Below are 25,653 nucleotides of genomic sequence, written 5' to 3'. Positions count from 1 at the left end.
TAAAAATTCGTATATATTATCATTCAACAATCTCCATGTATTTCCACACATAAAAAGCACATCAAAACTTGATGTGCTTTCAATCTTATAAACGCTAGTTTCCTCTACCTCTTTAAAACAACTCGGTTTAAACCACCTTGTCTTTATAAGTATGTAAAAATAACTCTTCAAACTCACAAGCTGGCAGTGGCTTACTAAAATAATACCCTTGTATGTAGGAACAATTATGCTCCCTTAAAAAGGCTAGTTGTTCCTCTGTTTCTACACCTTCTGCTGTAATTTCAAGACCAATATGTTGCCCCATTGCGATAATAGCTGCAGTGATTTGCTTCGTTCGTACATCTTCATGAATATCTTTAATAAAAGAGCGATCAATTTTCAATTTTTGAATTGGATAGTCTTTCAAATAACTTAATGAACTATGACCGGTTCCAAAATCGTCAATACTAATCGTTACTCCAAGATTACGAAATGCCCGTAACAACCTTTTCGATCGCTCTACATTTGTCATGGTCATACTTTCTGTTACTTCAAGCTCTAATAAATGAGGGGACAGCTTATATTTCCGTAATAAGTCCGCAACGGTTTTTACGATATCCTCAGTCTGAAATTGTCTTGGTGATAAATTAACAGACACACGAATTGAGAATCCTTTATCATACCAAGCTTTCGCTTGCTTGCATGCTTTCTCCAATACTAGCTTTCCTAGCGGAATAATTAAACCCGTTTCCTCTGCCAAAGAAATAAATTTTAACGGCGAGCGCATTGTACCATCTGGTAACTGCCAGCGTACAAGCGCTTCTACCCCAACAACCCCTCCTGTTTCACAATGAACTTGTGGTTGATAATGGAGAATAAATTCATCATTCTCAATCGCTTTCCTCAATTGCTGTTCTTCTACTAATTGTTTCTCTGAAAGTTCTCCAATTGCTGAAGAATAAAAGCGATAACTACTCTTTCTACTCTCCTTCGCTGTATACATAGCGATATCTGCGCGGCCCATAATTGTATCTACTTCTACTCCATCCCGCGGAGCCATAGCAATTCCAATACTAACACTGCAATATAAATGATTTCCCTCTATTACAAAAGGTTCCTCAAATATATGTATAATTTGCTTTGCTAATTGAATCGGCTCCTGTTTCGATTGAATATTAGGAAGTAAAATTGTAAATGCATCGCCGCCTAAGCGTGCAACTGTCCCTCTCCTTCCAACTTCCATTGCTAACTTGTTTGCTACTTGTTTTAATAATATATCTCCCACATTATGTCCTAGGGCATCATTAATCACTTTAAAACGATTTAAATCAAGAAAGAATACAGCACACTTTTCATTATTTTCTACACTGTTCTTCAAAGTAGCTTCCAACTTTTCCATAAAATTGCGTCTGTTTGGCAATTCTGTGAGATTATCATAATAGGCCAATCGAAATATATTTTCTTCATTTTCTAACTGCTCTGTAATATCCCTTACAATTCCATATATACAATCCAATCGTTCTTCAATGTAAACTGGAACTAATGTAATATTCACATCTAAAACAGAGTCATCCTCTAATTTAATTTTCGTATTAAAATTATGTGCTTTCCTATCATGAATCGTTTGATAGAAATATAATTTAACTTTCTGCTTTTCTTCCCTCGTTAACACACGTATCATTTTTTTATTTTGCAATTCACGCTCTCTATAACCGAGCATTTCCTCCCCTGCAGGGTTCATGCTTAATAACCGTCCATCATACGATATTGAAAAAACAGCATCTAAATTGTGATTAACAAGTGAGCGATACCTCTTTTCATTTTCAAGCAACTCTATCGCTTGAAACCGAAAACGCCTATCTGTGACAGTACCAAATACTAAAAAAAACTGAATCATTATCGTCGTAATACCAACCATAATCACAAGTGTGTAATGACTCATTCCAGGCGACACAGTTAAAGCAGAAGGTAAGTTAAAAGATGCGGTGGCCATTTCTGTGTAATGCATACCCGCTATCGCGATTCCCATAGCGATAGCACTGATAAATTTATATATATTACCCCTTATAGAATTTTCATTTTTAGACAATTCAAAGGAAATTTTTAATACTGCTATAGAAGCTACAATCGCAATCAATATTGATAATATAAATAAAAATGGATCATACTCAATATCTACTGCCTCCATCGAGGCCATCCCAATATAGTGCATAGCACCAATTGCTATCCCCATTGAACTGCCGCCTAACACAAAATGAACACGCTTTACTTGTAGATAACTTACACTATACAATCCGATTAAAGAAGCAATACATGAAACAAACATAGAAAGCAAAACAAGCTTTGGATTATATTTAATAGATATTGGAAATTGAAAGGCTAACATACCAATAAAGTGCATAGCCCAAACCCCAATTCCCATTGTAATGGAACCAAAAAATAACCATAACTTCCTTCTCCTTTTATTAGAATGCACAATCCGTCCTGTAAGATTTATAGCAGCATATAATACAAAAACCGAAATTACTACTGACAGCGATACGAACCAATTATTATAAGAACCGATTAATTGTTGCATCCACCTTTACCCCTTCAATATCATAATATAAAGAAATAACATTTATACACACATAAAAATACCAAAATAATCTGCTTTCATCGCTTCATTTTTTCTAATAAATAGTCTTTACTATTATATACGAAATACCTATGATTGTTTACGTATAATTCTTCTTTTTAGCGTATCATAATGAAAAAACAAAAAAAGGCACAAGTTTTTACACTTACATCTTTTCTGTTTTTCCACTAAATTCTTTATACATTCTCCACGATAACTGTATCGGCATCTACATCTTCAAAACAAAGATTAACAGTACGCTTTATCGCTCTTGTCCGATGAATTGTCCCTGCTGGAATGCATAACGTATCATTTGGCTTCAAGACAATTGTTTCCCGATCTTGAAAATCAATCAGCAACTCTCCTTCTAATACCATAAATAATTCATCTGAATTCGAATGAAAATGCCAATCATACTCTCCTGTAAATACAGCAATACGCAAACAGTGATTATTTACATTTGAAACAACAAAATTTTTATGTTGCTCTGTAATATTTCTTGTCATCTCTAATAAATTGATTTTTTCTAAATTTAATTCTTTTGTAAGTTCATTTTTCATATTTATCTCCCTCTTACTCATCAACTACGTGTTATACTACTTTTTCTTCTAATTTCATTATAACATTTTTTCTGATTTATCAGACAAAAATCCCGAAACATTAAAATTAAAATTAAAATATAGACTTAAAAGTTAACTTGTGTTAATTTATTAACACGGGTTAATTTTATTAACAAGGAGCATAGTAATGAAAGAGAAATTACCACTACGAGAAATCAAAAAAGCACGAACAAAAATCAAGCTATTTCACACTGCATTAGACATCATTGGAGAAAAATCATTTCGAGAAGTATACGTTGAAGAGTTATGCGAAAGAGTAGAAATTTCAAAGGTGACATTTTTTAAAATGTTCTCTCGAAAAGAAGACATTCTTATTTATTTCATGAGGTTATGGTTAACGGATCGTATGTTGGAACTGAAAGAAACAAACAAAAAGGGAATGACCGCACTCCGTCATATTTTTGAAGGAGTTTCAGAATATGCAAAAGAAAAACCTGGATTGATGCTAAGTTTGATTGCATTTCTCTCTGAAGAAAAAATGCATCCTTGTATGCCTCATTTAACCGATGCAGAAATTCATCTATTATATCCCGAAAAAGAAGAACAAGTACGAAAGCTCATTCCAAATTTGAATGAAGTATTTGCAAACTGCGTGGAAGAAGGAAAAGCTGCAGGAGAAATTACAATCAAGATGGACACTTCACATATTGTAAAACTACTACACTCTATTTTTTACGGCGCTTACTTAACAGCTCATGTCTTTCAAACTCAAAATGTAATGGAAATGTATGATCTTCATTTAAACATATTAAATCCATAATAAAAGAGGGATGAATAATGAAGCCTGTAATATCTGGACGTTATACTGCACAGATGGATGATTCCTTTGTAGTATTTGTGATTGGTATGCGAATTAATAAATTTTTCGCTGTTTCAAAGTGGTTACCTGTAGCCCTGGCAATGGGTGGAATGCTAAAAGAACTATATGAAAATAAAGAACTCGGTTTTCTCGACACAGAATCTTTCTTCAACGGCCGCACAATTGTACAAATTCAATATTGGAAGTCATTCGAAGCCCTTGAACACTATGCACGCCACGCTTCCTTACATTTAGAAGCATGGAAAAATTTTAATCAAAAGGCTTCCAAAACTGAAGCAATTGGAATTTTCCATGAAACTTTTGTTGTTGAGAAAGGTCAATACGAGAGTTTATATGCGAATATGCCCCTATTCGGTTTAGCCAAAGCAGGTACTTCTCTTCCTGTAAGTAGTCAACGAGAAACTGCACGAGCACGCATGAAGTCTTAGTAAAGTGAAAGTAACAATCGGACTTTTATAGATAAAAGGCGGCTACCCAATGGGTAGCCGCTGTGTACTCTTTCTTATGATAAAGCAGGAGCTTTTTCAAGAAGCTCTTTCGCATCCGCATATTGTAAACCATGTGCTTCCGCAACTGCTTCGAATGTTACATAGCCATCTAATGTATTAATACCTTTTAATAAGGCACTGTTATCTAAGCAAGCTTTTTTGTAGCCTTTGTTTGCGATTTGTACTGCGTATGGTACTGTTACGTTTGTTAACGCAAGTGTTGACGTACGCGGAACTGCACCAGGCATATTTGCAACTGCATAGTGAACTACGCCGTGTTTTTCGTAAGTTGGGTTGTCATGTGTTGTAATACGATCAGTTGTTTCAAAAATACCGCCTTGGTCGATTGCGATGTCGACTACAACAGAACCTGGTTCCATAGATTTAATCATTTCTTCTGTTACAAGTTTTGGCGCTTTTGCACCTGGAATTAATACTGCACCGATAACAAGATCAGACTCTTTTACAGCTTCTGCAATGTTATATGGATTAGACATTAATGTTGCTACGTGGTTACCGAAAATATCATCTAATTGACGAAGACGCTCTGCACTTAAGTCGATAATTGTTACTTCAGCACCTAAGCCAACAGCAATTTTCGCTGCGTTTGTACCAGCTTGACCACCGCCGATAATTGTTACTTTTCCGCGTTTTACCCCTGGAACGCCTGCAAGTAAAATACCTTTTCCACCTTTATTTTTTTCAAGGAACTGCGCACCAATTTGTGCTGCCATACGACCAGCTACTTCACTCATAGGTGCAAGTAGTGGTAAAGAACGGTTGTCTAATTGAACTGTTTCATACGCAATTGCGACTACTTTGTTTTCAATTAACGCTTTTGTTAATTCTGGCTCTGGAGCTAAGTGTAAGTATGTGAATAAAATTAAACCTTCGCGGAAATAGCCGTATTCGCTTGCGATTGGCTCTTTTACTTTCATAACCATCTCTTGATTCCAAGCTTCTTGTGCTGTTTCTACAATTGTTGCTCCTGCTTCTACATATGCTTCATCTGTAAAACCAGATCCTAAACCAGCACCTTTTTGAACAAAAACTTCATGACCGTTGTGAATTAAATGAACAACACCCGCTGGCGTCATTGCCACACGATTTTCATTGTTTTTAATTTCTGTTGGTACACCGATACGCATTGGAAATTCCCCCTTGAGATTATAAAATTACCCCTGAATAGCCATAGTATATACGCTTTTTATAAAGCGCTTCTACTCTCGTATATTTTACCATAATATCGCAATTTTTGACAAAAATTATGCGGGTTGTCCGGTAGAATTTGTCTAGTTTTGACGATATCGATGAATAACATCAACTGCTCCAGTTACTTCTATAATTGTTCCCGTAATCATGTCCGAATCTTCCTCACATAAAAAGGAAATTGTACGAGCGATGTCTTCCCCTGTGCCTGAACGTCCAATCGGTGTACGGTGATCAAGTACTGCACGTGCCTTAGTAATTGTTGCCTCTTTCATATCACCAATAATGTCACCCGGACATATCATATTTGATGTAATACCATATTCAGCTTCTTCATAAGCTATCGTTTTCGTGAGTGAAACTAGTCCGACTTTTGCAGCTGCAAATGCGGAACGATACATCCATCCCGGCGCGCTATCTGCTCCTTGAAATCCATAATTCACAATGCGGCCAAATTTCTGCTGTCGCATAATTGGTACAACGAGCTTTAATAAATGAAAAACTGCTGTTAAGTTACCATGAATCATTTCATTCCATTCATCATCTTCATACTCAACTAATTTTTTACGTTCAAATACGTAAGGACCTGCATTATTAATCAGAAAATCAATACGACCAAAACGCTCCATCGCTTTTGTTACTACTTTATGTAAATCTTCTTGTTTCGTTACATCTGCTTGCACAAATTGCATACGATGCGCAAGATTTTTATATTGCTGTTGTATCTTTTCCATCGCTTGTACATCGCTGCGATACGTTACTGTTACCGAATATCCTTTATGTAATAACTTCTCTGTTACTTGCTTCCCTAAACCTTTTGTACCGGCTGTAATGAGCGCATGTCTCACAAAAATAAGCCTCCTTTTTTCTTGCTATAATTCATATGTAACAACTTCTTCTAACAATTACAACTAAAAAGTTTGAACAGATTTTTCAAAATTCTGTAACGTTTCTGACATACTTTTTTCCATAATTTACTTTATAATAAAAGTGTAAAGAGTTATAACACTTTTACAATTGGGAGGAATCGTTCATGAATACTACATATACAAATATTTTAATTGCAGTCGATGGTTCTAAAGAAGCTGAAAAAGCATTCAAAAAAGCCATTCAAGTAGCGAAGCGTAACAACGCTACATTAACAATCGCTCATATCGTTGACGTCAAAGCTTACTCTGCAGTCGAAGCATACAGCCGCGCTATTGCAGAACGTGCAAACTTATTTGCAGAAGATCTATTAGAAGACTACAAAAAGACTGCACTAGAAGCGGGCCTTACAAAGATAGAAACTGTACTAGAATTCGGTAATCCAAAATCAAAAATCTCGAAAGATATCGCACCGAAACACAACGTTGATTTAATTATGTGCGGTGCAACTGGTTTAAACGCAGTAGAGCGTTTCTTAATCGGCAGTGTCTCTGAACATATTATTCGCTATGCAAAATGCGATGTCCTTGTTGTTCGCGGTGAAGAAGAGCAAGGGGAAATTTAATATCTGTAATGAATCAGCACTAAGCCTCTATTTTATGAGCTTGGTGCTTTTTTATTTATTCAAATAAAGAGAAACTCCCATCAGCGGCGGCCCACCTATCTTCTTCGCTTTCCTCTTAATCGTCTTACTGCCCTAAAACAGCAGGATAAGATGATTCTGTAAGGTTATACTAAGAAAAAAGGAAATGAGGGAAACGGCATGGAAAGTCATGAACGTATCATACTAGATTTAAACGGACAAGAAATTGATATGGTAGAAAAAATTTGTGCCCACTTCAAAGAAAAACATGGTGTGGAGTTAAGTCACGGTGCACTTTTTCGTGATTTAATGGACATAGAATATATTCGCATTACAGAAGGAAAACATAAATACGAACAGGAAAAAATATAGGCGCCTGGTTGCTTGCATCGTACAAGCAACCTTTTTCTTTATGCATACATTATTTATATATGTCCAAGCATAAAGGTGTGATGTTTTTGAGTGATGAGAATAAAAGAAAAAGCAAATCCGCTACTCCGATTATGAACTTATGTATATTTACTCTTCCCGGCTGCAATGTAACAGAAAAACAAATTAAGCAGCAAGTTGCGTTAGCAACCAAAATATGGAACATAGACTTTATTATCACAAGTATCACAACACTGAAAAATTTTTCTGTTCAAACGAATGATACTTCATTTCGTAAAAGACAAAGCAAAAATATACAGCGATTATTTCGTGAAAGAAAGTATCTCTTTCCAAATCCAAATAGTATTTCAATATTCTATACAAATGCAAGGCACCTCTCGAGTAACACGACAGGACGAACGTTCTCTTCCTTAATGACGAAAAGCCGTTTCAACCATATTATCCTCACAAAGTCTTCACTAGAAAATACACTTGCGCACGAACTCGGACATATCTTATTCTACTCCCACCGAAAACTACAAGGAAAAAATCCAGATAGAAACTCTTATCGAACGCATAGCCTAGACCCTGAGAATATTATGTTTGGAACTGCTACAAGCCGTAAACGAAAAACAACATCCCTGCAAAGATCGAGTGCATTAGAAAGTACATTAATTGAATATATGTAACAATTATGAAAAAAACCCGTGAAACATTACATGTTCACGGGTTTTTCCACTATCTCTTTTGCTTTTTGAAGTGCCTGTTCAATTTGTTCGAACCCTGTACCACCTGCACTGTTTCTTCGTTTTACTGCTGCGTATGGTGAAAGCACTTCATATAAGTCTTCCTCAAATAATGAGCTCATCTCTTGGTAGGTTGTTAACGGTAAATCTAACAAATAAACACCTTCGTTAATACAATGAAGGACAAGCTTCCCTACAATTTCATGTGCCTGACGAAACGGTAACCCTTTACTCGCTAAATAATCTGCAATCTCTGTCGCATTTGAAAAATCTTGCGTGACAGCCTGTGCCATTTTATCTTTTTTCACCGTCATCGTCTCAAGCATGCCTGCCATTACATGTAAACAGCCCTTTACTGTATTTACCGTATCGAACATGCCTTCTTTATCTTCTTGCAAATCTTTATTGTAAGCAAGCGGCAACCCTTTCATAACTGTTAATAAGCTAAATAAATTGCCGTATACTCTTCCTGTTTTCCCGCGAATAAGCTCTGCCATATCCGGATTTTTCTTTTGCGGCATAATGCTGCTACCCGTTGCATAGCTGTCGCTCATTTCAATAAACTGAAATTCTTGACTGCTCCATAAAATAAGTTCTTCACAAAAACGTGATAAATGCATCATTAATATAGAAGCATTACTTAAAAATTCAAGAATAAAGTCACGGTCGCTTACTGCATCTAAGCTATTTTCATATATTCCATCAAAACCGAGCAACTGCGCACTATACTCGCGATCAATCGGGAATGTTGTCCCAGCAAGTGCCCCGGCTCCAAGCGGAGAAATGTTAATACGTTTTAGCGAATCTTTCAAACGATTCGCATCGCGCTCTAACATCCAAAAGTATGCAAGGAGATGGTGTGCAAAAGAAATCGGCTGTGCACGCTGCAAATGCGTATACCCCGGCATAATTGTTTCGATATGTTTTTCAGCTTGTTCTGCAAGTACAATTTGCACTTGTTTCACTGCCTCGATAATGCCTTGCACTTCATTTCGCAAATACAAATGCATATCCGTTGCTACTTGGTCATTACGACTTCTTCCTGTATGCAGCTTACCGCCAACTTCACCAATATGCTGAATTAACATCTTTTCAATATTTAAGTGAATATCTTCTGCTTCAACAGAAAACGTAAGCTCTTGCTTCTTTGCTTTTTCAAGTAAATACTGCAAGCCGTTTTTAATTTTTTCTCCTTCTTCAGCCGTTACGATACCGCATTTTGCAAGCATCGTAACGTGTGCCATACTTCCTTGTATATCTTCTACTGCTAATTGCTGGTCAAAGGAGATGGAAGCTCCAAACTCCTCAACCCACTGTTCAGCCTGTTCCGTAAAACGGCCGCCCCAAAGTTTGCTCATGCCTCCACCTTCTTTTGATTCACTTGGCTGTATACTTTTGTTGGTAAACCAAATAATGAAATAAATCCAATCGCTGCATCGTGATTAAATTCATCATCTACTGTATACGTCGCTAATTTTTCATCGTATAGAGAATACTCTGATTTACGTCCTTCTACAATTGCATGTCCTTTAAACAGTTTCACACGTACTGTCCCAGTTACATTCTTTTGCGTTTCTTGTAAAAAGGCAACAAGAGCATCTTTTAAAGGCGAGAACCATAAACCGTTATAAATTAACTCTGTTAATTTTTGTTCAATCATAGGTTTAAAATGTGCTACTTCTTTTACAAGTGTTAAGTCTTCTAATTCCTTATGTGCAGTAATCAACGTCATCGCCGCTGGGCATTCATACACTTCACGTGACTTAATACCAACAAGACGATTTTCTACATGGTCGATGCGCCCAACCCCGTGCTTACCAGCAAGAGAGTTTAACGCTTTAATTAACTCTGAAAGTGAATATGATACACCGTTTAATGTCGTTGGCACCCCTGCTTCAAAACCAATTTCTACAAATTCCGGTGTGTTTGGTGTATCTTCTAATGCTAACGTCATTTCATATGCATCTTCTGGCGGTGCTGCCCATGGATCTTCTAAGATTCCGCATTCGTTGCTGCGTCCCCATAAATTTTGATCAATTGAAAACGGGCTGTCTAAGTTAATCGGAATTGGTACATCATTTTCTTTTGCATATGCAATTTCCTCTTCACGTGACCATTTCCATTCACGCACCGGTGCAATCACTTCTAAATATGGATTTAACGCTTGAATAGAAACTTCAAAACGGACTTGGTCATTTCCTTTTCCTGTACATCCATGTGCAACTGCACTTGCACCTTCCATCTCTGCAATCTCTACCAATTTTTTAGCAATTAGCGGACGAGATAATGCAGATACAAGTGGATATTTCCCTTCATATAACGTGTGAGCTTGCAGTGCTTTTAATGCATATTCATTCGCAAACTCTTCTTGAACATCAATCATATAAGATTTAATTGCTCCGACGGACAATGCTTTTTCTTTTACAAACTCTAAATCTTTTCCTTCCCCTAAATCTAAACAAAGTGCAATAATATCGTATCCTTTTTCTTGTAACCATTTAATCGCAACAGAAGTATCAAGACCTCCGGAATATGCTAATACAACTTTTTTGTTCTCCATTTTATATCCCCCTAAAGAATAATTATTCATCATATCTAATATTAATTCATAATTTATCACCTTTTCAAAAATGTTGCAAGGGATATTCATAGATTTTTTAAAACAATTTCATCGAAGTTCTTTCTCTTTTTCGATACAATGAAGACAATAAATGGAGGGGACGATATATGGAACAATATTTCACATATGATGAACATCTGGGGATTGAACTACCTGATTTCCGAGAAGAATGGGAGGATATTCCTAAAACAGTTCAACATGCAATTTTATTAAAGTGGGAACAAATTCGCGGGAAAATACCAGATCGGATTAAAGAACTTGAACATATCATTAACACGAAACAACACCGCTTAAATAGCGAAGAAAACTTTGAAATTTCTTGTAGACTCAATACAGAAATCGCGAATCACGCTTCCATTATTAATGATCTTTGGCTTTGGTATCGTCTGACTCAAAATGTATCCGAAGGAAAAGCGCATCAGTGAGGTGAACTTTATAGAAGATAGAAAGAAAGGAGTATAATCCTAATAAAAGCTCTATTCATTACCATACTCACCTTTCTAAGTGTTATTAACTGGGGGACCTTTTCTAAAGATAAGAAAACGAATCAAGAAGATGATTCTTAAAAAGCTGACTCTATCATTCTTCTACTTATTAAAACTAATTAAAGTAAAAGGTTTCCATCAGTAAATAATTGATGGAAACCTTTCACCAATCAAGCTGTTGCTTACAGCTATCTTTCCTTTTTTTATTTTCCCTTTTCTACAATACAGTTGTAAACGCTTTCAACTATAGGTAAATAAAAATAAAGGTTTGTTCAAATGTGTTACGATGGATTCTTATATTCTGATAACAACGAATACAAACTTTTCTACTACGTTGAACGTGTAGTATTAATTGTATTTTTCTTTTCATGAATATAAGATTCCTTCTCTGTGCATGTAAAAAGGTATACTAAATTATCTAATTCCTGACTACATGCGATCACTCTATGATGATTTAAACCATGCTTTTTTACAAGTTCAATCAATTCCTCCCTTTTTTCTTCTATGCTTGCCTGTATGTCTCTCGTTTTCATACGAATCTCTCCAGTCATCATAGGTGATATCATTCGAATTATAAAAAATGTTCTTGTTAAATTTAATATTTTGTAATTAATTAAAGTAAGTTTTACAGAAAAATCGACAAAATTTACTTTTTTATATAGAGAGCCTTTCGACGGAAAATATTTTTTATACCGTTATTCGCGGGCAGTAAGACCCTCACCTCAGGATTCAAAAAGCGAAGAAGATAGTTGGGGGATAACTACCCGTAAAAGCCCGATTGGGTGGGCTTTCCATCAGTGCGGGATGAAAGCCCCCTACTAATGGAAGTTTCACTTTATTGCACCATTTTTCAGTAAAATTTACATGAATTTCACCTAAAGCTTCCATATTTACGAAGTATGTAGTTTTTTCGTTGCCCATTGTCGGTTTCCAAGAACATACATTTTAAAAAAGTATGATATAATAGTATATAATCTTTTATAGAAAGGATTTAGATATCATGATCGCTCGAAGGAGCATGTGGCATCGAAAAGACGAATCTTACACGTAGCGTATTTTTTTGCTTAGATACTTTGTCTAGCGAAAAAAATACGAGAGTGGGGAAATTATGATTGCCCGAAGGATAATTTGGCAACGAAAAGACTCTTCTTACACGTAGCGTTTTGTTTAGGTTATTTCATATTCGCTAAACAAAACATAAAAGAGAGCAGGATTGCTAAATGAAAAATTCTACTCTAAGTTTTGTTTAGTCTATTTCAGACCTAAACTAAAACGAAAGTAGGGAGAATTGATGGACGAGAGGATTATTCGTTATTTCTTCAGTGATATATAGCGTAGTTAGACGTATATAAACTAACTGCTGCTATATAGGCGTAGTTAGTTTATGAAAAACAAAAAACTACTAACTACGGAGAGAAGGAATAACGATGGAGAACATCCAAAGTCGACAAATTATTAAAGAAATTTTTATGGTTTTACTTGGTTCATTTATTTTGGCTATCGCACTTTACCACATTCAGTTTCAGAATCACTTAACAGAAGGTGGATTTGTAGGAATCGCACTGTTTTTACAAAACTTTTTTGACATTTCACCGTCAATTTCAACTGTTTTAATGGATATTCCTGTCATTTTACTATGCGCTACATTTTTAGGTAGAAAAATGGTCGGTTATTCATTTGTTGGTTCCATTTCATTCGGAGTATTTTATTCTTTAATGGAAAACTATTCTCCATTTACGGTTGATTTATCAAATCATTTATTTGTAGCTGCAGTAATCGGCGGAGCGTTAGCTGGAGTTGGCCTTGGTTTTATTTTACGATTCGGTGGTGCAACAGGCGGAGACGATATTTTAACCATTGTATTAAGCAAAAAAACACGCTTTACAGTTGGTCAAATTTTCTTCGTTTTTGACGCAATTGTCATTGCACTTTCATTATATTATTTAACATGGACTGAAATTGCTTTTACGATTCTTTCCCTTGCTGTGCAGGCAAAAGTACTAGATTTCATTTACTATCCAGCAAAGGCAAAGAAACCAGTGGCAATTCCATTCTCAAAACAACATGCAACAAACTAAAAAGCGAAAGGCGGCTGCCTTTCGCTTTTATATTTTTTGACGTAAATAACGCATTTGATAAAATCGATTCGCAAATTCTGTTATGCTCCGTGTTAACCGATAATTCGCTGTCGATCCAACCGCAATCCCAAGTACTGGTACACCTTGAAACAACTTGCGGCGCACCGAATAAATAATAAACGTTTTCAAAATTTGTTTTAGTAGTACTTGTACAGATGCTGGATTTAGCACTTCCTCTTCTCCCTCATAGAAGAATGGAGCCGCTTCTTCTTGTTCTAATTCTTGCTGTAAGTTGTACCAAGCATACTGCTGCAAATGCGCTGGCAATATGGCTGCGTGAAATACTTTTAACGCTAGCATCATTTCATACGGTTTATTCACATCATGACCAAATGATGTGGCGATTAGCTGTACCGCTTTCACATTTAAAGCAACTAATACTGGTAAGTCTGCACTTAATAATAAAAAGCCACCAACTCCTGTTACTCCTCCTTGTACGAAAGAATATAAACGATGACGAGCTGTTTGCTGTTCTGCTATGTATGTTAATTGATCAATTGATAATACTTTTATGTCTTCAACATGTTCAATGGAATCATCGAATAAACGAGCCGTTCCTAAAATACGTCCCCGTGCATCAAGTTGCGACTGTGAGCTTTGAATAAGTGCATGAAGATGAAAGAGCCATCCATCTGCTTTTGAAAAAAATTCATTTCGTTTTTTTTCCGGTAGCTTAGAAAATGTACCGTTCAACCACTTATCAAACATTCTCTGAAAGTCCGTTGATTCTTGTTGCACTAATTGCTGTTCCCAGCTTTTCAAATCATATAAAATTCGTTCTTCTCGCTTTGACAGCATACAAACAACCCCTTGGATTATTTTTTCTATATTGTAACATATTTGCTGTAAGAGGCCGCACGCCCTTTTTTCTGAAAAATGTGTTATTTTCAAATAAGTCGTATTAAAATCAGTGGGGGCTTCTTATTACTGCTCGCGAATAGCGGAATAAAAAATGGGAGGAATGTTATGCATCCACGTGCGAAAGCCTTAGGTATTATTGCATACAACAATTGTATTCTTGTTGAAGAATACAAAGGAAAACACGAAACTGGTGAAGGGTATTATTATAGACCACTTGGAGGAACTATTGAACTTGGAGAGCATTCCACGGAGACAATTATTCGAGAATTTCAAGAAGAACTTGGAGTCGCTGTGGAAATTGTTACATATTTGGGCTGTTTAGAAAACATCTTTCAAATAGAAAATACAATTGGACATGAACTAATTCAATTGTATTCCGTCTGCTTTTCAAACAAAGCGCTTTATAAAAAGGATCGATTCACAATAACAGAAGGACAGAACATCTCCTACGGTGTATGGGTTCCCGTTGAAACATTTTTGCAAGGAGAAAAAACATTATACCCAAACGGATTAACAGATCTACTTTCAAAAAAATAATATAAAAAAAGACGGGAATCATCCCGTCTTTTCATCATATATTAACCAATATTTCCAAAACGTACTACGTCACGAGCAATCATAACTTCTTCGTCTGTTGGAATTACGATTACTTTTACTGGAGAATGCGGGAAGCTAATGAATGCTTCTTCACCGCGGAAATTGTTGCGTTTCGCATCAAAGTATACACCCATGAACTCAAGGCCTTCTAATACACGCTCACGAATTAATGCACTGTTCTCACCAATACCAGCTGTAAAGATGATTGCGTCTACACCTTTCATACGAGCTGCATAAGAACCGATATATTTGTGGATACGGCCTACAAATACTTCTAGCGCTACTTCCGCACGGTGATTTCCTTCTTCTTCAGCTTGTTCAATATCACGTAAGTCACTAGAGAATCCAGAAAGACCTAACATACCACTTTTCTTGTTTAATACGTTAAGAACTTCGTCTACAGATTGTCCTGTTTTTTCCATAATGTATGGAATTAACGCAGGGTCAATGTTACCAGAACGTGTACCCATTGTTACACCAGCAAGTGGTGTGAAGCCCATAGACGTATCGATTGATTTTCCGCCTTCAACAGCTGCGATACTTGCACCGTTACCTAAGTGACAAGAAAGTAAACGTAGGCTTTCAAGTGGACGGCCTAATAATTCAGCTGCACGCTCTGTTACATACTTATGAGAAGTACCGTGGAAACCGTATTTACGGATGCCGTATTTCTCATAGTATTCGTAAGGTAAGCTGTATAAGAAAGATTCTTCCGGCATTGTTTGATGGAATGCTGTATCGAATACTGCTACTGCAGGTACGTTCGGAAGTACTTCTCGGAATGCTTTAATACCAACAGCGTTTGCTGGGTTATGAAGTGGTGCTAATTCACTTAAAGCTTCGATATCTGCTAATACTTGGTCGTCAATTAGAACAGAATCTGGGAATTTTTCACCGCCGTGTACAACACGGTGACCCGTACCGCTAATCTCATCAAGAGATTTGATAATACCTGTTTCAGTTAATTTATTTAGAAGCATATTAACTGCAACTGCATGGTCTGGGATATTTGTTACTTCTGTTTGTTTCTCACCGTTCACAGTAATTGTAAATACGCTATCCTCTAAACCGATACGTTCTACTAAACCTTTTGTTAATACTGTTTCACTTGGCATTTCGAATAATTGAAACTTTAAGGAAGAGCTTCCTGCATTAATCGCGATGATTTTTGACATCTAGTCTTTCGCCCCTTTTTCTCTTGTTAGCCGTGTGGAATCTTTCCACAAACCGCTCAATTTTATGTCTTCAATTTTTATCAGCTAACATAACCGTTTCACTGAAAAAAAATTTAAACTCACGATTTTAATTTAAACATCGTACGACATATATTTCAAGTGAAAAAATTGTAACACAAAGATTTTTTTTATATTACAGATTTGGTATTTTTCTATTGTCATCTTGTATACGTTACTAAATACTGTATAAAAGATAAAACTGTATTATATATACATATACCCCTGTTACATAGGAACAATGGTTATTTTTGCTCAGCGAACCAACCATTAATTTGATTCATGATGTTCTCCATCGCTTGCATATTAGAGAATTTTGGTAACTCTACTAATAATGCTTGTTTTGGCATTTGTATGGTTTGCCCTTTCTTTTGGAGAACAAATATACTTTTTGCATTTTTTTCATTTTTAAACATGGAAACAGGTAGCTGTAATAATCCTTGAACAAAACATGTTTCTTTAATAAAGGCATGAAGCTTTGGCGCTTGATCGCTTTCAAAAATGAAGTTTGGCACTAAGAAAAATAAATAACCGCCTTCTTTTGTATGTTTTACACTTTGTTCAATAAAAAGATGATGCGCATAAGACATGCCTTCGTCTGCTTTTAAAGTATATTCACTTGCACCCATTTCATTTGGATAATAACCGACTGGTAAATCACACACAACTGCATCAACCGGATCAATATAAAGTGGAGCTAATCCATCTTGATTGAAAAACTCAACTGCTTGTTTTTGTAAATTTGCATTGACTAACGCAAGCTTAACAAGCAAATCATCTACATCTACCCCAAATCCACTCACATTTGTACCTTCTGGGCAACCATTAAAGATTGTCGTCAATAAATTTCCCGTTCCAACTGCAGGATCTAAAACAGTCATTTCCTTTTGATTCTTCATAAATTTATGGAACAAATAGCTCATAAACATACCAACTGCATCTGGCGTCATTTCATGATTTGCTTGTACGCCGTCTTTCATCCCTTTTAAGATGGCAAGTTGGAACGCCTTGCGAATCTCTTCGCCTTTATAGTTTTCTTCATTAAACTTGCTATATTCACGCTCTAATCGCTCAATTGTTGGCTGCTCTAATCCTTCTTGTAAAATTGTTCCTTCAAATAAATTATCACCTGTTTCTACAAGCGCTTCTAAATACGTTATGTCTAATTCTTTACGTAAAATTACGGCAGAAGAATCAAAGATAGAAAATATTGTTTCTACTGTTGAGCTCACGAAAACTCCTCCTTCAAACTAAAATACACATAACTTATATCATACCACACTCTAAATTCTTTCCAAAAGAAAAAGCGACCCCTTTTCACAAGAGGCCGCTTTTCACTCTTCGCATTACTTCGCAGCTTTTGCTGCTTCTAATGCTGCTTCGTAATTTGGATGGCTTGTACCTTCGCTTACATATTCTACGTAAACAACTTTATCATTGCTATCTACTACGAATACTGCACGTGCAAGTAGACGAAGTTCTTTCATTACAACACCGTATGCTTCGCCAAAAGAAAGGTCACGGTGATCAGAAAGTGTAACAACGTTTTCTAAACCGTTAGCTGCACACCAGCGTTTTTGAGCGAATGGTAGATCAACACTAATTGTTAATACTTTTGCGTTTTCAATACCAGCTGCATCTTCGTTAAAGCGACGAGTTTGTGCATCGCATACACCTGTATCGATAGATGGTACAACACTAATTAATTTCACTGCACCTTTGTATGTTTCTAAAGTTACCGGAGATAAATCATTTGCTAATACTTGAAAGTTAGGCGCTTGGTCGCCTACTTTAACTTCTGTTCCAACTAAAGTGATTGGGTTTCCTTTAAACGTTACGTTTGCCATTTGAAAATCCTCCCTTTTCTAAAACAAAATATGTACAGTGTAAATGATAGATGTTCAGCAAACAGAATGCAAATGAATCGCTCTGTTTTATGAAAAAAGAAGCTAACCAATAGGATTAGCTTCTTCATTCTATATTTCATACTCCGGCTGTTTATCTTTTTGTTTGTTCATCATTTCTTTCACCTTATCCACTGCTTGCGGTGCTAATTCCATTATCTTGTCAAGTATGTGCGTCTGTTTATCTAAGTGAAGCACTTTCACACCTTCACTATTTACAACAAGAAAAGCAATTGGATTAATGGAAACGCCGCCGCCACTACCGCCGCCAAATGGATGATGATTATTGTTTTCAAGTTTCCCAAATTCACTACCGCCTGCCGCAAAGCCGAAGCTTACTTTAGAAACCGTTAAGATGACACTGCCATCTGGTGATTGAATTGGGTCACCGATAATTGTGTTTACATCAATCATATGCTTTAAATGTTGCATCGCTGTTGTCATTAATCCTTGAATTGGATGTTCCATATAATCCCCCCTATGTTCATTGTTGCATAGCATTATCTGTAGCAATAACCCCTTGTTTTTTCAATAATACAAACAAGCGAATTGCTGTTCTCACTGCACGATATATCCGAAATGAAGCTGTTAATTCACAATGTGATGCCACAGTTTTCCCTTGAAAAATTGGAGTAACTTCAAGCTGCGGTGCACCGATAATGTCCATATAGTGTCCAGTAATTCCAACAACCATTCCTTTTACTGACCATACATAACCTGTTACAATCCCGGTGCTCGCTGCATCACCTGTTCCAATTTGTGAACGCCATCTCCAATTTTTGATTTTTACTTTTTGAAGAAAACCTTTAAACATAGTATGGATTTCTTGCATCCTTTTTATAATCTCAGCTATGCTGTCAAGCATTGCTACAAACTTGTCCTCTGTTCCGCCTTCCTCTCCTGCTTTTTCAATTTTTTGACCTGTTTTCTTTTGTTGTTTTTCTATCCGCTCAAGCACATCAAACGTATAATGAAGCATCCATATTTTCACTTGAAATAAACATTGTTTTTCTGTTTCTGTATATAACAAACTGATTTTCAGCGATAATTTCGATAACAAAATAAGCAAGACGAACAAGATAAGTATTCCAATTCCAATCGCAAGCCACTTCATCGTACCATCCTTTCATTCCGTATCCATTATCGACACAATATGAAAAGAATAAACGAAATTGAAAATATAGATTTTTCTAAAAATAGGAGGATTTTTGATATTTTTTATCGAAATATAGTATTTGAACATATTATTTACTGCATGGAGGGATACAAAATGGCAGATCGTCGCAATTTATTTTTCTTTTACGGTGATGATAAAGCAACGCTTGTCGAAAAAATGAAACCAGTATACGACATTTTAGAAGAAAATGGATTTACAATATTAGACCAGCCAAAACACGCAAATGCTATCGTTAGTGTTGGCGACGACAGTACATTCTTGCAAGCTGTCAGAAAAACAGGATTTCGTGAAGATTGTTTATACGCAGGAGTTTCGACAACAAATGATATTTCCTTTTACTGTGACTTCCACATTGACCATGTCGATAGCGCCCTTCAAGAAATCACAAAAAATGAAATTGAAGTAAGAAGATATCCAACAATTCAAGTAACAGTTGATCATGATACATCTTTTTATTGCCTCAATGAATTTTCACTGCGCTCTAGCGTTATTAAAACATTTATGCTAGATGTGTATGTTGATGACTTATACTTTGAAACATTCAGAGGCGATGGATTAGTTGTTTCTACACCAACAGGAAGCACAGCATATAATAAATCACTACACGGAGCTGTTGTGGATCCATTAATTCCATGTTTCCAAGTAAGTGAACTCGCTTCGTTAAATAACAATACGTACCGTACACTTGGTTCCCCATTTATCTTAAACAATGATCGTACATTAACGCTAAAATTAGCTCCAAGCGGCAGCGACTATCCTGTCATGGGCATGGATAACGAAGCATTAAGTATTAAACAAGTCGAAAAAGCAGTTGTTCGTTTAAGCGATAAACAAATTAAAACAGTAAAACTGAAAAATAATTCGTTCTGGGAAAAAGTACAAAGAACGTTTTTATAAAGTTCAACTAACCTTTTGGAGTGTTCTTCTCCAAAAGGTTAGTTGAACCAATCGGGCTTTTACGGGCAGTTATTCCCCACCTATCTTCTTTGCTTCTCTCTGAATCTTGAGGTGGGGAACTTACTGCCCGTTAATGCGGGATAAGTAAATAAAGGCGGCCTCGGCCGCCTTTATTTCTTATATACAATTTCACCATCGACAACGGTCATTACAACGTCTATCTCTTTTATTTCCTCTTCCTGAATTTCAAATATATCTCTGTCTAGCACAGTAAAATCCGCTTCATACCCTGCAGCAATTTTCCCGCGGCTTTCTTCTTTTCCAATCGCATATGCACTTCCTGTTGTGAATAGCGAAACAGCTTCAAATACCGTTAATTTTTCTTCTGGTATGTAACAGTTTTCATCCACAAAGCTTTTTCTTGTTACGGCGCTGTATATCCCTAAAAGTGGATTCACCTGCTCGATTGGTGCATCCGAACCGCCCGCGCAGTGTAAGTCAGCATGAAGAAGCGTTTTCCATGCATATGCATAGCGAAGGCGATGCTCCCCTAGTTTTTCAATAACAGATGGAAAGTCGGAAGAAACGAAGACAGGTTGAAGATCTAAAATTGCAGGGAGCTTCTTCATACGATTGATTAACTCTTCGCGTACAAGTTGACAGTGAATAATGCGATCACGCTGCCCTTCTTTTGGTGGATACATTTCGAGCGCATCTATCACATATTCAAGTGATAAATCACCAATCGTATGAATCGCAACAGGCATATGGAAATCTCTCGCTTGTTTTACAAGTAGCGCAAGTTCATCGCGCGAAAAGATGGCAACTCCATTTGTTTCCTTTGCGTCTTCATATGGTTCACTAAGCAGCGCTGTCCGTCCGCCAAAGGAACCATCTGAAAAGATTTTCATTGCTCCAAACTCAATATAATGTGTACTCTCATAGCGCTCCCGTTCATGTGCCACCTCATGATGAACGAGAAGGTGTGCTTTAAACGGCATATCTCGAATCACTTCTGCAAAGGCTTTATATGTTTTTTGAAAACCACCGTAATAGTTTAAGTCTTCTGTATGTCCACCAACTAATCCGTATTTCCAACAATCTTGAATGGCTGTTCTCAGTGCGTTGGTTACATACGCTGCATCAATTTCTGGTTGAATATGAGCAATTAAATCCTGCGCTTGTTCGTACAATAAACCGGTGAATTCACCAGTTTTATCACGCCCAATTTTCCCGCCTTTCGGATCTTCTACCCCTTGCACAATCTCTGCTTTCTCAAGAACATAGGAATTTACCCAAGTCACATGACGACAGACGCGTTTCAATAAAATAGGATGATGAAGTGACAGAACATCTAAATCACGTTTATGTATGTCTTTTCGATCTGTAAAATTATTTTCATTCCAGCCCTCTCCAATAATCCATTCTCCTTGTTTAGCTGTTTTTATTCGCTCAGCAACAAGATGCAGCATTTCTTGATAGGATGTACATGTCGATAAATCTAAGCGAAGCAATCGTTCTCCATGTCCAATAAGATGCATATGACTATCGACAAGACCAGGGAGCATTGTTTTGCCTTCTACATTAAATAACTGCTTCGGACGATAACGAGCTTCTAACTCTTCTCTCGTTCCAACGGCAATAATCTTACCATTTTCTACATAAATGGCTTCTACAGTCGTTCCTTCTTCTTCCATCGTATAAATCTTTCCGCCATACCAAAGTCCTCCCATTTTTTCTCCCCCTTTGCTTCTTACTTTTTAGTGTACGAAATTGTCAGCAAGAAAAAAAGCAGACAGATTTCTCTGCCTACGATTCTTCTTTACTCCGCTATTACCAGGCAGTAAGACCCCACCTTAAAATTCGGAGAAAACCGAAAAGGGGGAACTGCCCGTAAAAGCCCAATTGGGCGGGCTTTCCATCAGTGGGGGATAAAGCACCCCCACTGACGGAAGTTTCACTTTACCCCGCATTAACGGGCAGTAAAAGCCCGATTGGTTCAACTAACCATCAGTAGAGGAGAAAACCCTCCACTGACGGAAGTTTCACTTTACTTCGAAGCTAATTCCATTTCACGTTTTCGCAATTCTACGCGGCGAATTTTACCGGAAATTGTTTTTGGAAGTTCTTCCACAAATTCAATCTTTCGCGGATATTTGTAAGGTGCTGTTAATTCTTTTACATGCTCTTGCAGAAGCGGAATTAACATTTCATCCTTTTTCTCTATCCCCTCTTGTAAAACAATAAAGGCTTTTACGACATTCCCTCTTATTTCGTCTGGACTTGCCACAACAGCACATTCTCTTACGTATGGATGCTTCACAAGTGCATCTTCCACTTCAAACGGCCCAATTGTATAACCAGAACTAATAATAATATCGTCGCCTCGCCCTTCAAACCAGAAGTAGCCATCTTCGTCCTTTTTCGCCTGATCACCTGTAATATAATAATCACCGCGAAATTGCATAGTTGTACGTTCCGGATCTTTATAGTACTGCTTAAATAATGCTGGTGTTTTGATGTGCACCGCAATATCTCCTACTTCTCCCGGAAGAACTGGTTTACCATCTTCATCAACAATGTCAACTTGATTACCTGGTGTTGGTTTCCCCATCGAACCAGGCTTTGTTTCCATTCCTTTTAATACACCAACAAGTAATGTATTTTCTGTTTGGCCATAACCATCGCGAACCGTTACATGAAAATAATTTCGGAATGTATCAATAACCTCTCTGTTCAATGGCTCTCCCGCCGAAACAGCACTATGCAAGGAAGACAAGTCATATTGCTGCAAGTTTTCTATTTTTGCCATTAAACGATATTCAGTCGGCGTACAGCACAATACATTTACTTTATTATCACTTAATAATTGCAAATATGTTGCCGGGTCAAATTTCCCGTGATACACAAATCCCGTTGCACCTGAACCAAGTGTTGCAAGAAAAGGACTCCAAACCCATTTTTGCCATCCTGGACTTGCTGTTGCCCACACAACATCATTTTCTTCGATTGCTAACCAATTTGCAGCGCTCGTACGAAGGTGAGCATATGCCCAAGCATGTGTATGTACAACACCTTTTGGATTGCCTGTCGTGCCAGATGTATAGGATAAAAAGACCATATCATCACAGTTTGTCTTTGCCACTTCTAGTATGTCACTCTCTGTTTCAAGCGCTTCTCTTATATTGTTCCAACCGTCTAGCGGTTTTTCACTTAATACAAATTTACAAAGTGAATTCATCGCTTCGATTCCGTCGAATTGTCTAACGTACGGCTCGTAACTCACAATCGCTTTTACTTCTCCATGGGCAATGCGGTATTCAATATCTTTTTTACGCAGCATTTCTGAACTTGGAATGACAACAAATCCCGCTTTAATTGCGGCAATATACGTCATATATGTTTCAATAAGACGAGGCATCATAATGAGAAGCTTGTCCCCTTGTTGCAGACCACTTTTTATAAAAGCGTTTCCAATTTTGTTTGCTCCTTTTAACAATTCCCCATATGTCACTTTCTTTTTATTGCCTTGATCATCTTGCCAAATAAGCGCAAGTTTATTTGGCTCTTTTGCATAACGCTCCATCTCTTCTACTAAGTTATACGTTGACGGTGCTAATAATTCTTCACGGCTCACATGTCTCATACTCTTCCCCCTTTACAATATACGACTTCCTTTTAATAATAAAGAATTTTCTGTCAATAATAAAGAGTTTTCTGTCGATGGTAAAGAATTTTCTGTCAATTTAAAACTATCTTCTTTTGACAAATCGGTTTATATTTTGACTAGTTGGCTACAATAGTAGATGTTTTCTCTTATTTTTTGACAGAAAACAACAACAAAAAGAAAGAGCGGGGAATCCCGCTCTCTCTAAGCCATTATATATGGTTATTATCTTTGGAAACCGCCTAATTGTTGTTCAGCCATTGAAACTAGACGTTTTGTAATTTCGCCACCAACAGATCCGTTAGCACGAGATGTTGAATCTGGCCCAAGTTGTACACCAAACTCTTGAGCGATTTCATATTTCATTTGATCTAAAGCAGCTTGCGCACCAGCAACTGCTAATTGATTTGTGTTTGCCATATGGTATCACCTCCTTGTGAGTATAGAGTGTGATAAATCATATGGCTTCATACATATCTTTTGATGGTAATTTATGGTTTTAGAATAAATCTTCGAATTGTTCTTCTTCTGCTACTTCTACTGTTTGTAATACCATTTTCTCCGTATTGGCAACCGCTTCTTCAATAAGCGGCGTAAAATCATAGTATGATTCAAATTTATTCGCTTTTTCACGCTTCGGTTTTGTCGTTGGACTCGCTGGAGTAAATACTGTACAACAATCTTCATACGGACGAATTGAAATGTCATACGTGTCGATTTCGTTTGCAATTTTAATAATTTCTAGCTTATCCATCGCAATAAGCGGACGGATAATTGGATAATTCGTCACTTCGTTAATCGTATGCATACTATCCAATGTTTGGCTCGCTACCTGTCCAAGGCTTTCCCCTGTCGTAAGAGCAAGTGCGTTACGCTCTTCTGCAATACGCTCTGCAATACGCATCATCATACGGCGCATAATTGTCATTGAATAGCTAGATGGAATTTCTTTATTAATTGTTTTTTGCACTTCTGTAAACGGTACAAGATGAAGTGTCACACGTTTACAATACTTCGTTAACTGCTGTGCTAAGTCAATAACTTTCTGTTTTGCACGTTCGCTTGTAAATGGCGGACTATGAAAATGAATAGCTTCCACTGATACGCCGCGCTTCATTGTTAAGTAAGCTGCAACAGGGCTATCAATACCACCTGAAAGAAGAAGCATGACTTTTCCGCCAACACCAACTGGAAGACCGCCAGCTCCCATGCGCTCATCGCACATAATATAGCTATAACCGCTTCTAATTTCAACACGGATATTTACATCTGGATTATGAACATCTACTGTAATATCCTCTGTATTTTGTAAAATATGCCCGCCGATTTCTGGAAGCAGTTCCATCGTTTGCATCGGAAAATGCTTATAAGAACGATGTACCGTAATTTTAAATGTTTTCACTTCACGCTTTACTTGCAAGAAAGCAGCAAGTGCACCTTTTTTAATTTCTTCTAAATCTGTTGGCACTTTCATAGCTAAGTTAAACTTGTGAATACCAAACACATCTTGCAGCTTGTCCGCAACAGCTTCATGATCTTCACCATTTAGCTGAATATACATCCGGTCATGCGTCGCATCAATTTTTAAGTTTGTAAATTTCTTCAACTTATGTTTTACGTTGTCTTTCAATGTACTTACAAACTTAGAACGGTTCTTTCCTTTTGTTGTCATTTCGCCGTAACGAACTAAAATATATTCGTATGTCATCATCTTTCC

Annotated in this window: 26 protein-coding genes; 9 read left to right on the top strand and 17 right to left on the bottom strand. The window is 36.9% G+C overall.

All coding sequences use genetic code 11. The features are described from left to right. Nucleotides 1–127 precede the first annotated feature (127 nt). Nucleotides 128–2,557, bottom strand: a complete 2,430-nt coding sequence (locus tag AB1279_RS04635; RefSeq protein WP_429757998.1) for an EAL domain-containing protein — start codon at nucleotides 2,555–2,557, stop codon at nucleotides 128–130. A gap of 236 nt (nucleotides 2,558–2,793) precedes the next feature. Then, the gene (locus AB1279_RS04630; RefSeq protein ID WP_429757997.1) at nucleotides 2,794–3,156 is read right to left on the bottom strand and encodes a cupin domain-containing protein; all 363 of its coding nucleotides are present in this window, start codon (nucleotides 3,154–3,156) and stop codon (nucleotides 2,794–2,796) included. Nucleotides 3,157–3,343: 187 nt separating this feature from the next. Here AB1279_RS04630 and AB1279_RS04625 point away from each other — a divergent pair, with 187 nt between their 5' ends. Both AB1279_RS04625 and AB1279_RS04620 read left to right on the top strand, forming a co-directional pair. Further along, a complete protein-coding gene (locus AB1279_RS04625; RefSeq protein ID WP_429757996.1) occupies nucleotides 3,344–3,976 on the top strand; it encodes a TetR/AcrR family transcriptional regulator in 633 nt (210 codons plus the stop codon). Between the two features lie 17 nt (nucleotides 3,977–3,993). Next, entirely contained in the window at nucleotides 3,994–4,464 is a 471-nt protein-coding gene (locus tag AB1279_RS04620) for a DUF4188 domain-containing protein (protein WP_429757995.1), read from the top strand. 74 nt (nucleotides 4,465–4,538) lie between these two features. On the opposite strand, the gene ald is transcribed toward AB1279_RS04620, so the two are convergent. After that, on the bottom strand, nucleotides 4,539–5,672 hold the full coding sequence (gene ald, locus AB1279_RS04615; RefSeq protein WP_429753594.1) for an alanine dehydrogenase: 1,134 nt from the start codon (nucleotides 5,670–5,672) through the stop codon (nucleotides 4,539–4,541). A 144-nt stretch (nucleotides 5,673–5,816) separates the two neighbouring features. Continuing rightward, on the bottom strand, nucleotides 5,817–6,581 hold the full coding sequence (locus tag AB1279_RS04610; RefSeq protein WP_429757994.1) for an SDR family oxidoreductase: 765 nt from the start codon (nucleotides 6,579–6,581) through the stop codon (nucleotides 5,817–5,819). A 185-nt stretch (nucleotides 6,582–6,766) separates the two neighbouring features. Here AB1279_RS04610 and AB1279_RS04605 point away from each other — a divergent pair, with 185 nt between their 5' ends. The 3 genes from AB1279_RS04605 (at nucleotide 6,767) to AB1279_RS04595 (ending at nucleotide 8,301) form a co-directional block, all read left to right on the top strand. Then, nucleotides 6,767–7,225, top strand: coding sequence for a universal stress protein (locus AB1279_RS04605; protein WP_098305390.1), 459 nt, complete (start codon nucleotides 6,767–6,769; stop codon nucleotides 7,223–7,225). A gap of 198 nt (nucleotides 7,226–7,423) precedes the next feature. Beyond that, the gene (locus tag AB1279_RS04600) at nucleotides 7,424–7,615 is read left to right on the top strand and encodes a ProA domain protein (protein WP_336481951.1); all 192 of its coding nucleotides are present in this window, start codon (nucleotides 7,424–7,426) and stop codon (nucleotides 7,613–7,615) included. A gap of 86 nt (nucleotides 7,616–7,701) precedes the next feature. Further along, nucleotides 7,702–8,301, top strand: coding sequence for a hypothetical protein (locus AB1279_RS04595; protein WP_429757993.1), 600 nt, complete (start codon nucleotides 7,702–7,704; stop codon nucleotides 8,299–8,301). Nucleotides 8,302–8,327: 26 nt separating this feature from the next. Here the strand turns inward: AB1279_RS04595 and argH are convergent, their stop codons facing one another. Both argH and AB1279_RS04585 read right to left on the bottom strand, forming a co-directional pair. Further along, a complete protein-coding gene (argH, locus tag AB1279_RS04590) occupies nucleotides 8,328–9,716 on the bottom strand; it encodes an argininosuccinate lyase (protein ID WP_429757992.1) in 1,389 nt (462 codons plus the stop codon). Next, nucleotides 9,713–10,918: an argininosuccinate synthase gene (locus tag AB1279_RS04585; protein ID WP_336481954.1), complete on the bottom strand. Its 1,206-nt coding sequence runs from the start codon at nucleotides 10,916–10,918 to the stop codon at nucleotides 9,713–9,715. The genes argH and AB1279_RS04585 overlap by 4 nt, the downstream gene beginning before the upstream one ends. Nucleotides 10,919–11,085: 167 nt before the next feature. Between AB1279_RS04585 and AB1279_RS04580 the strand changes: the two genes are divergently transcribed. Continuing rightward, nucleotides 11,086–11,403 carry a radical SAM protein gene (locus tag AB1279_RS04580; protein ID WP_429757991.1) on the top strand — a complete coding sequence of 106 codons (318 nt, stop codon included), beginning with the start codon at nucleotides 11,086–11,088 and terminating at the stop codon, nucleotides 11,401–11,403. Between the two features lie 389 nt (nucleotides 11,404–11,792). Here AB1279_RS04580 and AB1279_RS04575 read toward each other — a convergent pair whose 3' ends face one another. Further along, nucleotides 11,793–11,996: a Spo0E family sporulation regulatory protein-aspartic acid phosphatase gene (locus tag AB1279_RS04575; protein ID WP_429757990.1), complete on the bottom strand. Its 204-nt coding sequence runs from the start codon at nucleotides 11,994–11,996 to the stop codon at nucleotides 11,793–11,795. A gap of 894 nt (nucleotides 11,997–12,890) precedes the next feature. Here AB1279_RS04575 and AB1279_RS04570 point away from each other — a divergent pair. Next, on the top strand, nucleotides 12,891–13,541 hold the full coding sequence (locus AB1279_RS04570; protein ID WP_429757989.1) for a YitT family protein: 651 nt from the start codon (nucleotides 12,891–12,893) through the stop codon (nucleotides 13,539–13,541). A 27-nt stretch (nucleotides 13,542–13,568) separates the two neighbouring features. Here AB1279_RS04570 and AB1279_RS04565 read toward each other — a convergent pair whose 3' ends face one another. Then, entirely contained in the window at nucleotides 13,569–14,399 is an 831-nt protein-coding gene (locus AB1279_RS04565; protein WP_429757988.1) for an EcsC family protein, read from the bottom strand. 168 nt (nucleotides 14,400–14,567) lie between these two features. Between AB1279_RS04565 and AB1279_RS04560 the strand changes: the two genes are divergently transcribed. Next, nucleotides 14,568–14,999, top strand: a complete 432-nt coding sequence (locus tag AB1279_RS04560) for an NUDIX hydrolase (protein ID WP_429757987.1) — start codon at nucleotides 14,568–14,570, stop codon at nucleotides 14,997–14,999. 41 nt (nucleotides 15,000–15,040) lie between these two features. On the opposite strand, the gene AB1279_RS04555 is transcribed toward AB1279_RS04560, so the two are convergent. The 5 genes from AB1279_RS04555 to AB1279_RS04535 form a co-directional block, all read right to left on the bottom strand. Beyond that, a complete protein-coding gene (locus tag AB1279_RS04555) occupies nucleotides 15,041–16,234 on the bottom strand; it encodes an acetate kinase (protein ID WP_429757986.1) in 1,194 nt (397 codons plus the stop codon). Between the two features lie 302 nt (nucleotides 16,235–16,536). Further along, nucleotides 16,537–17,523: a class I SAM-dependent methyltransferase gene (locus AB1279_RS04550; protein ID WP_429757985.1), complete on the bottom strand. Its 987-nt coding sequence runs from the start codon at nucleotides 17,521–17,523 to the stop codon at nucleotides 16,537–16,539. A 114-nt stretch (nucleotides 17,524–17,637) separates the two neighbouring features. Beyond that, nucleotides 17,638–18,138, bottom strand: coding sequence for a thiol peroxidase (gene tpx, locus AB1279_RS04545; protein ID WP_098305412.1), 501 nt, complete (start codon nucleotides 18,136–18,138; stop codon nucleotides 17,638–17,640). Nucleotides 18,139–18,267: 129 nt separating this feature from the next. Next, nucleotides 18,268–18,663 (bottom strand): GerW family sporulation protein, encoded by a 396-nt coding sequence (gene ytfJ, locus AB1279_RS04540; RefSeq protein ID WP_429757984.1) that lies wholly within the window; start codon nucleotides 18,661–18,663, stop codon nucleotides 18,268–18,270. A 16-nt stretch (nucleotides 18,664–18,679) separates the two neighbouring features. Further along, a complete protein-coding gene (locus AB1279_RS04535; RefSeq protein ID WP_429757983.1) occupies nucleotides 18,680–19,309 on the bottom strand; it encodes a DUF2953 domain-containing protein in 630 nt (209 codons plus the stop codon). A gap of 156 nt (nucleotides 19,310–19,465) precedes the next feature. On the opposite strand from AB1279_RS04535, the gene AB1279_RS04530 reads away from it, so the two are divergent. Continuing rightward, entirely contained in the window at nucleotides 19,466–20,269 is an 804-nt protein-coding gene (locus AB1279_RS04530) for an NAD kinase (protein ID WP_429757982.1), read from the top strand. A gap of 170 nt (nucleotides 20,270–20,439) precedes the next feature. On the opposite strand, the gene AB1279_RS04525 is transcribed toward AB1279_RS04530, so the two are convergent. From AB1279_RS04525 to thiI, 4 genes are all read right to left on the bottom strand, one after another. Then, complete coding sequence (locus tag AB1279_RS04525; RefSeq protein WP_429757981.1) at nucleotides 20,440–22,002, bottom strand: amidohydrolase; 1,563 nt, start codon at nucleotides 22,000–22,002, stop codon at nucleotides 20,440–20,442. A gap of 317 nt (nucleotides 22,003–22,319) precedes the next feature. Beyond that, nucleotides 22,320–23,906, bottom strand: a complete 1,587-nt coding sequence (gene mbcS, locus AB1279_RS04520) for an acyl-CoA synthetase MbcS (RefSeq protein WP_429761294.1) — start codon at nucleotides 23,904–23,906, stop codon at nucleotides 22,320–22,322. A gap of 255 nt (nucleotides 23,907–24,161) precedes the next feature. Beyond that, entirely contained in the window at nucleotides 24,162–24,356 is a 195-nt protein-coding gene (locus AB1279_RS04515; protein WP_336481967.1) for an alpha/beta-type small acid-soluble spore protein, read from the bottom strand. A gap of 79 nt (nucleotides 24,357–24,435) precedes the next feature. Then, nucleotides 24,436–25,647 (bottom strand): tRNA uracil 4-sulfurtransferase ThiI, encoded by a 1,212-nt coding sequence (gene thiI, locus AB1279_RS04510; RefSeq protein ID WP_429753578.1) that lies wholly within the window; start codon nucleotides 25,645–25,647, stop codon nucleotides 24,436–24,438. Between the last annotated feature and the right edge of the window lie 6 nt (nucleotides 25,648–25,653).

Source organism: Bacillus sp. S14(2024) (assembly GCF_050473785.1).
GTDB lineage: Bacteria > Bacillota > Bacilli > Bacillales > Bacillaceae_G > Bacillus_A > Bacillus_A yunxiaonensis.
Note: the sequence above shows the minus strand (reverse complement) of the source record. Positions and strands in the feature narration are given on the sequence as shown.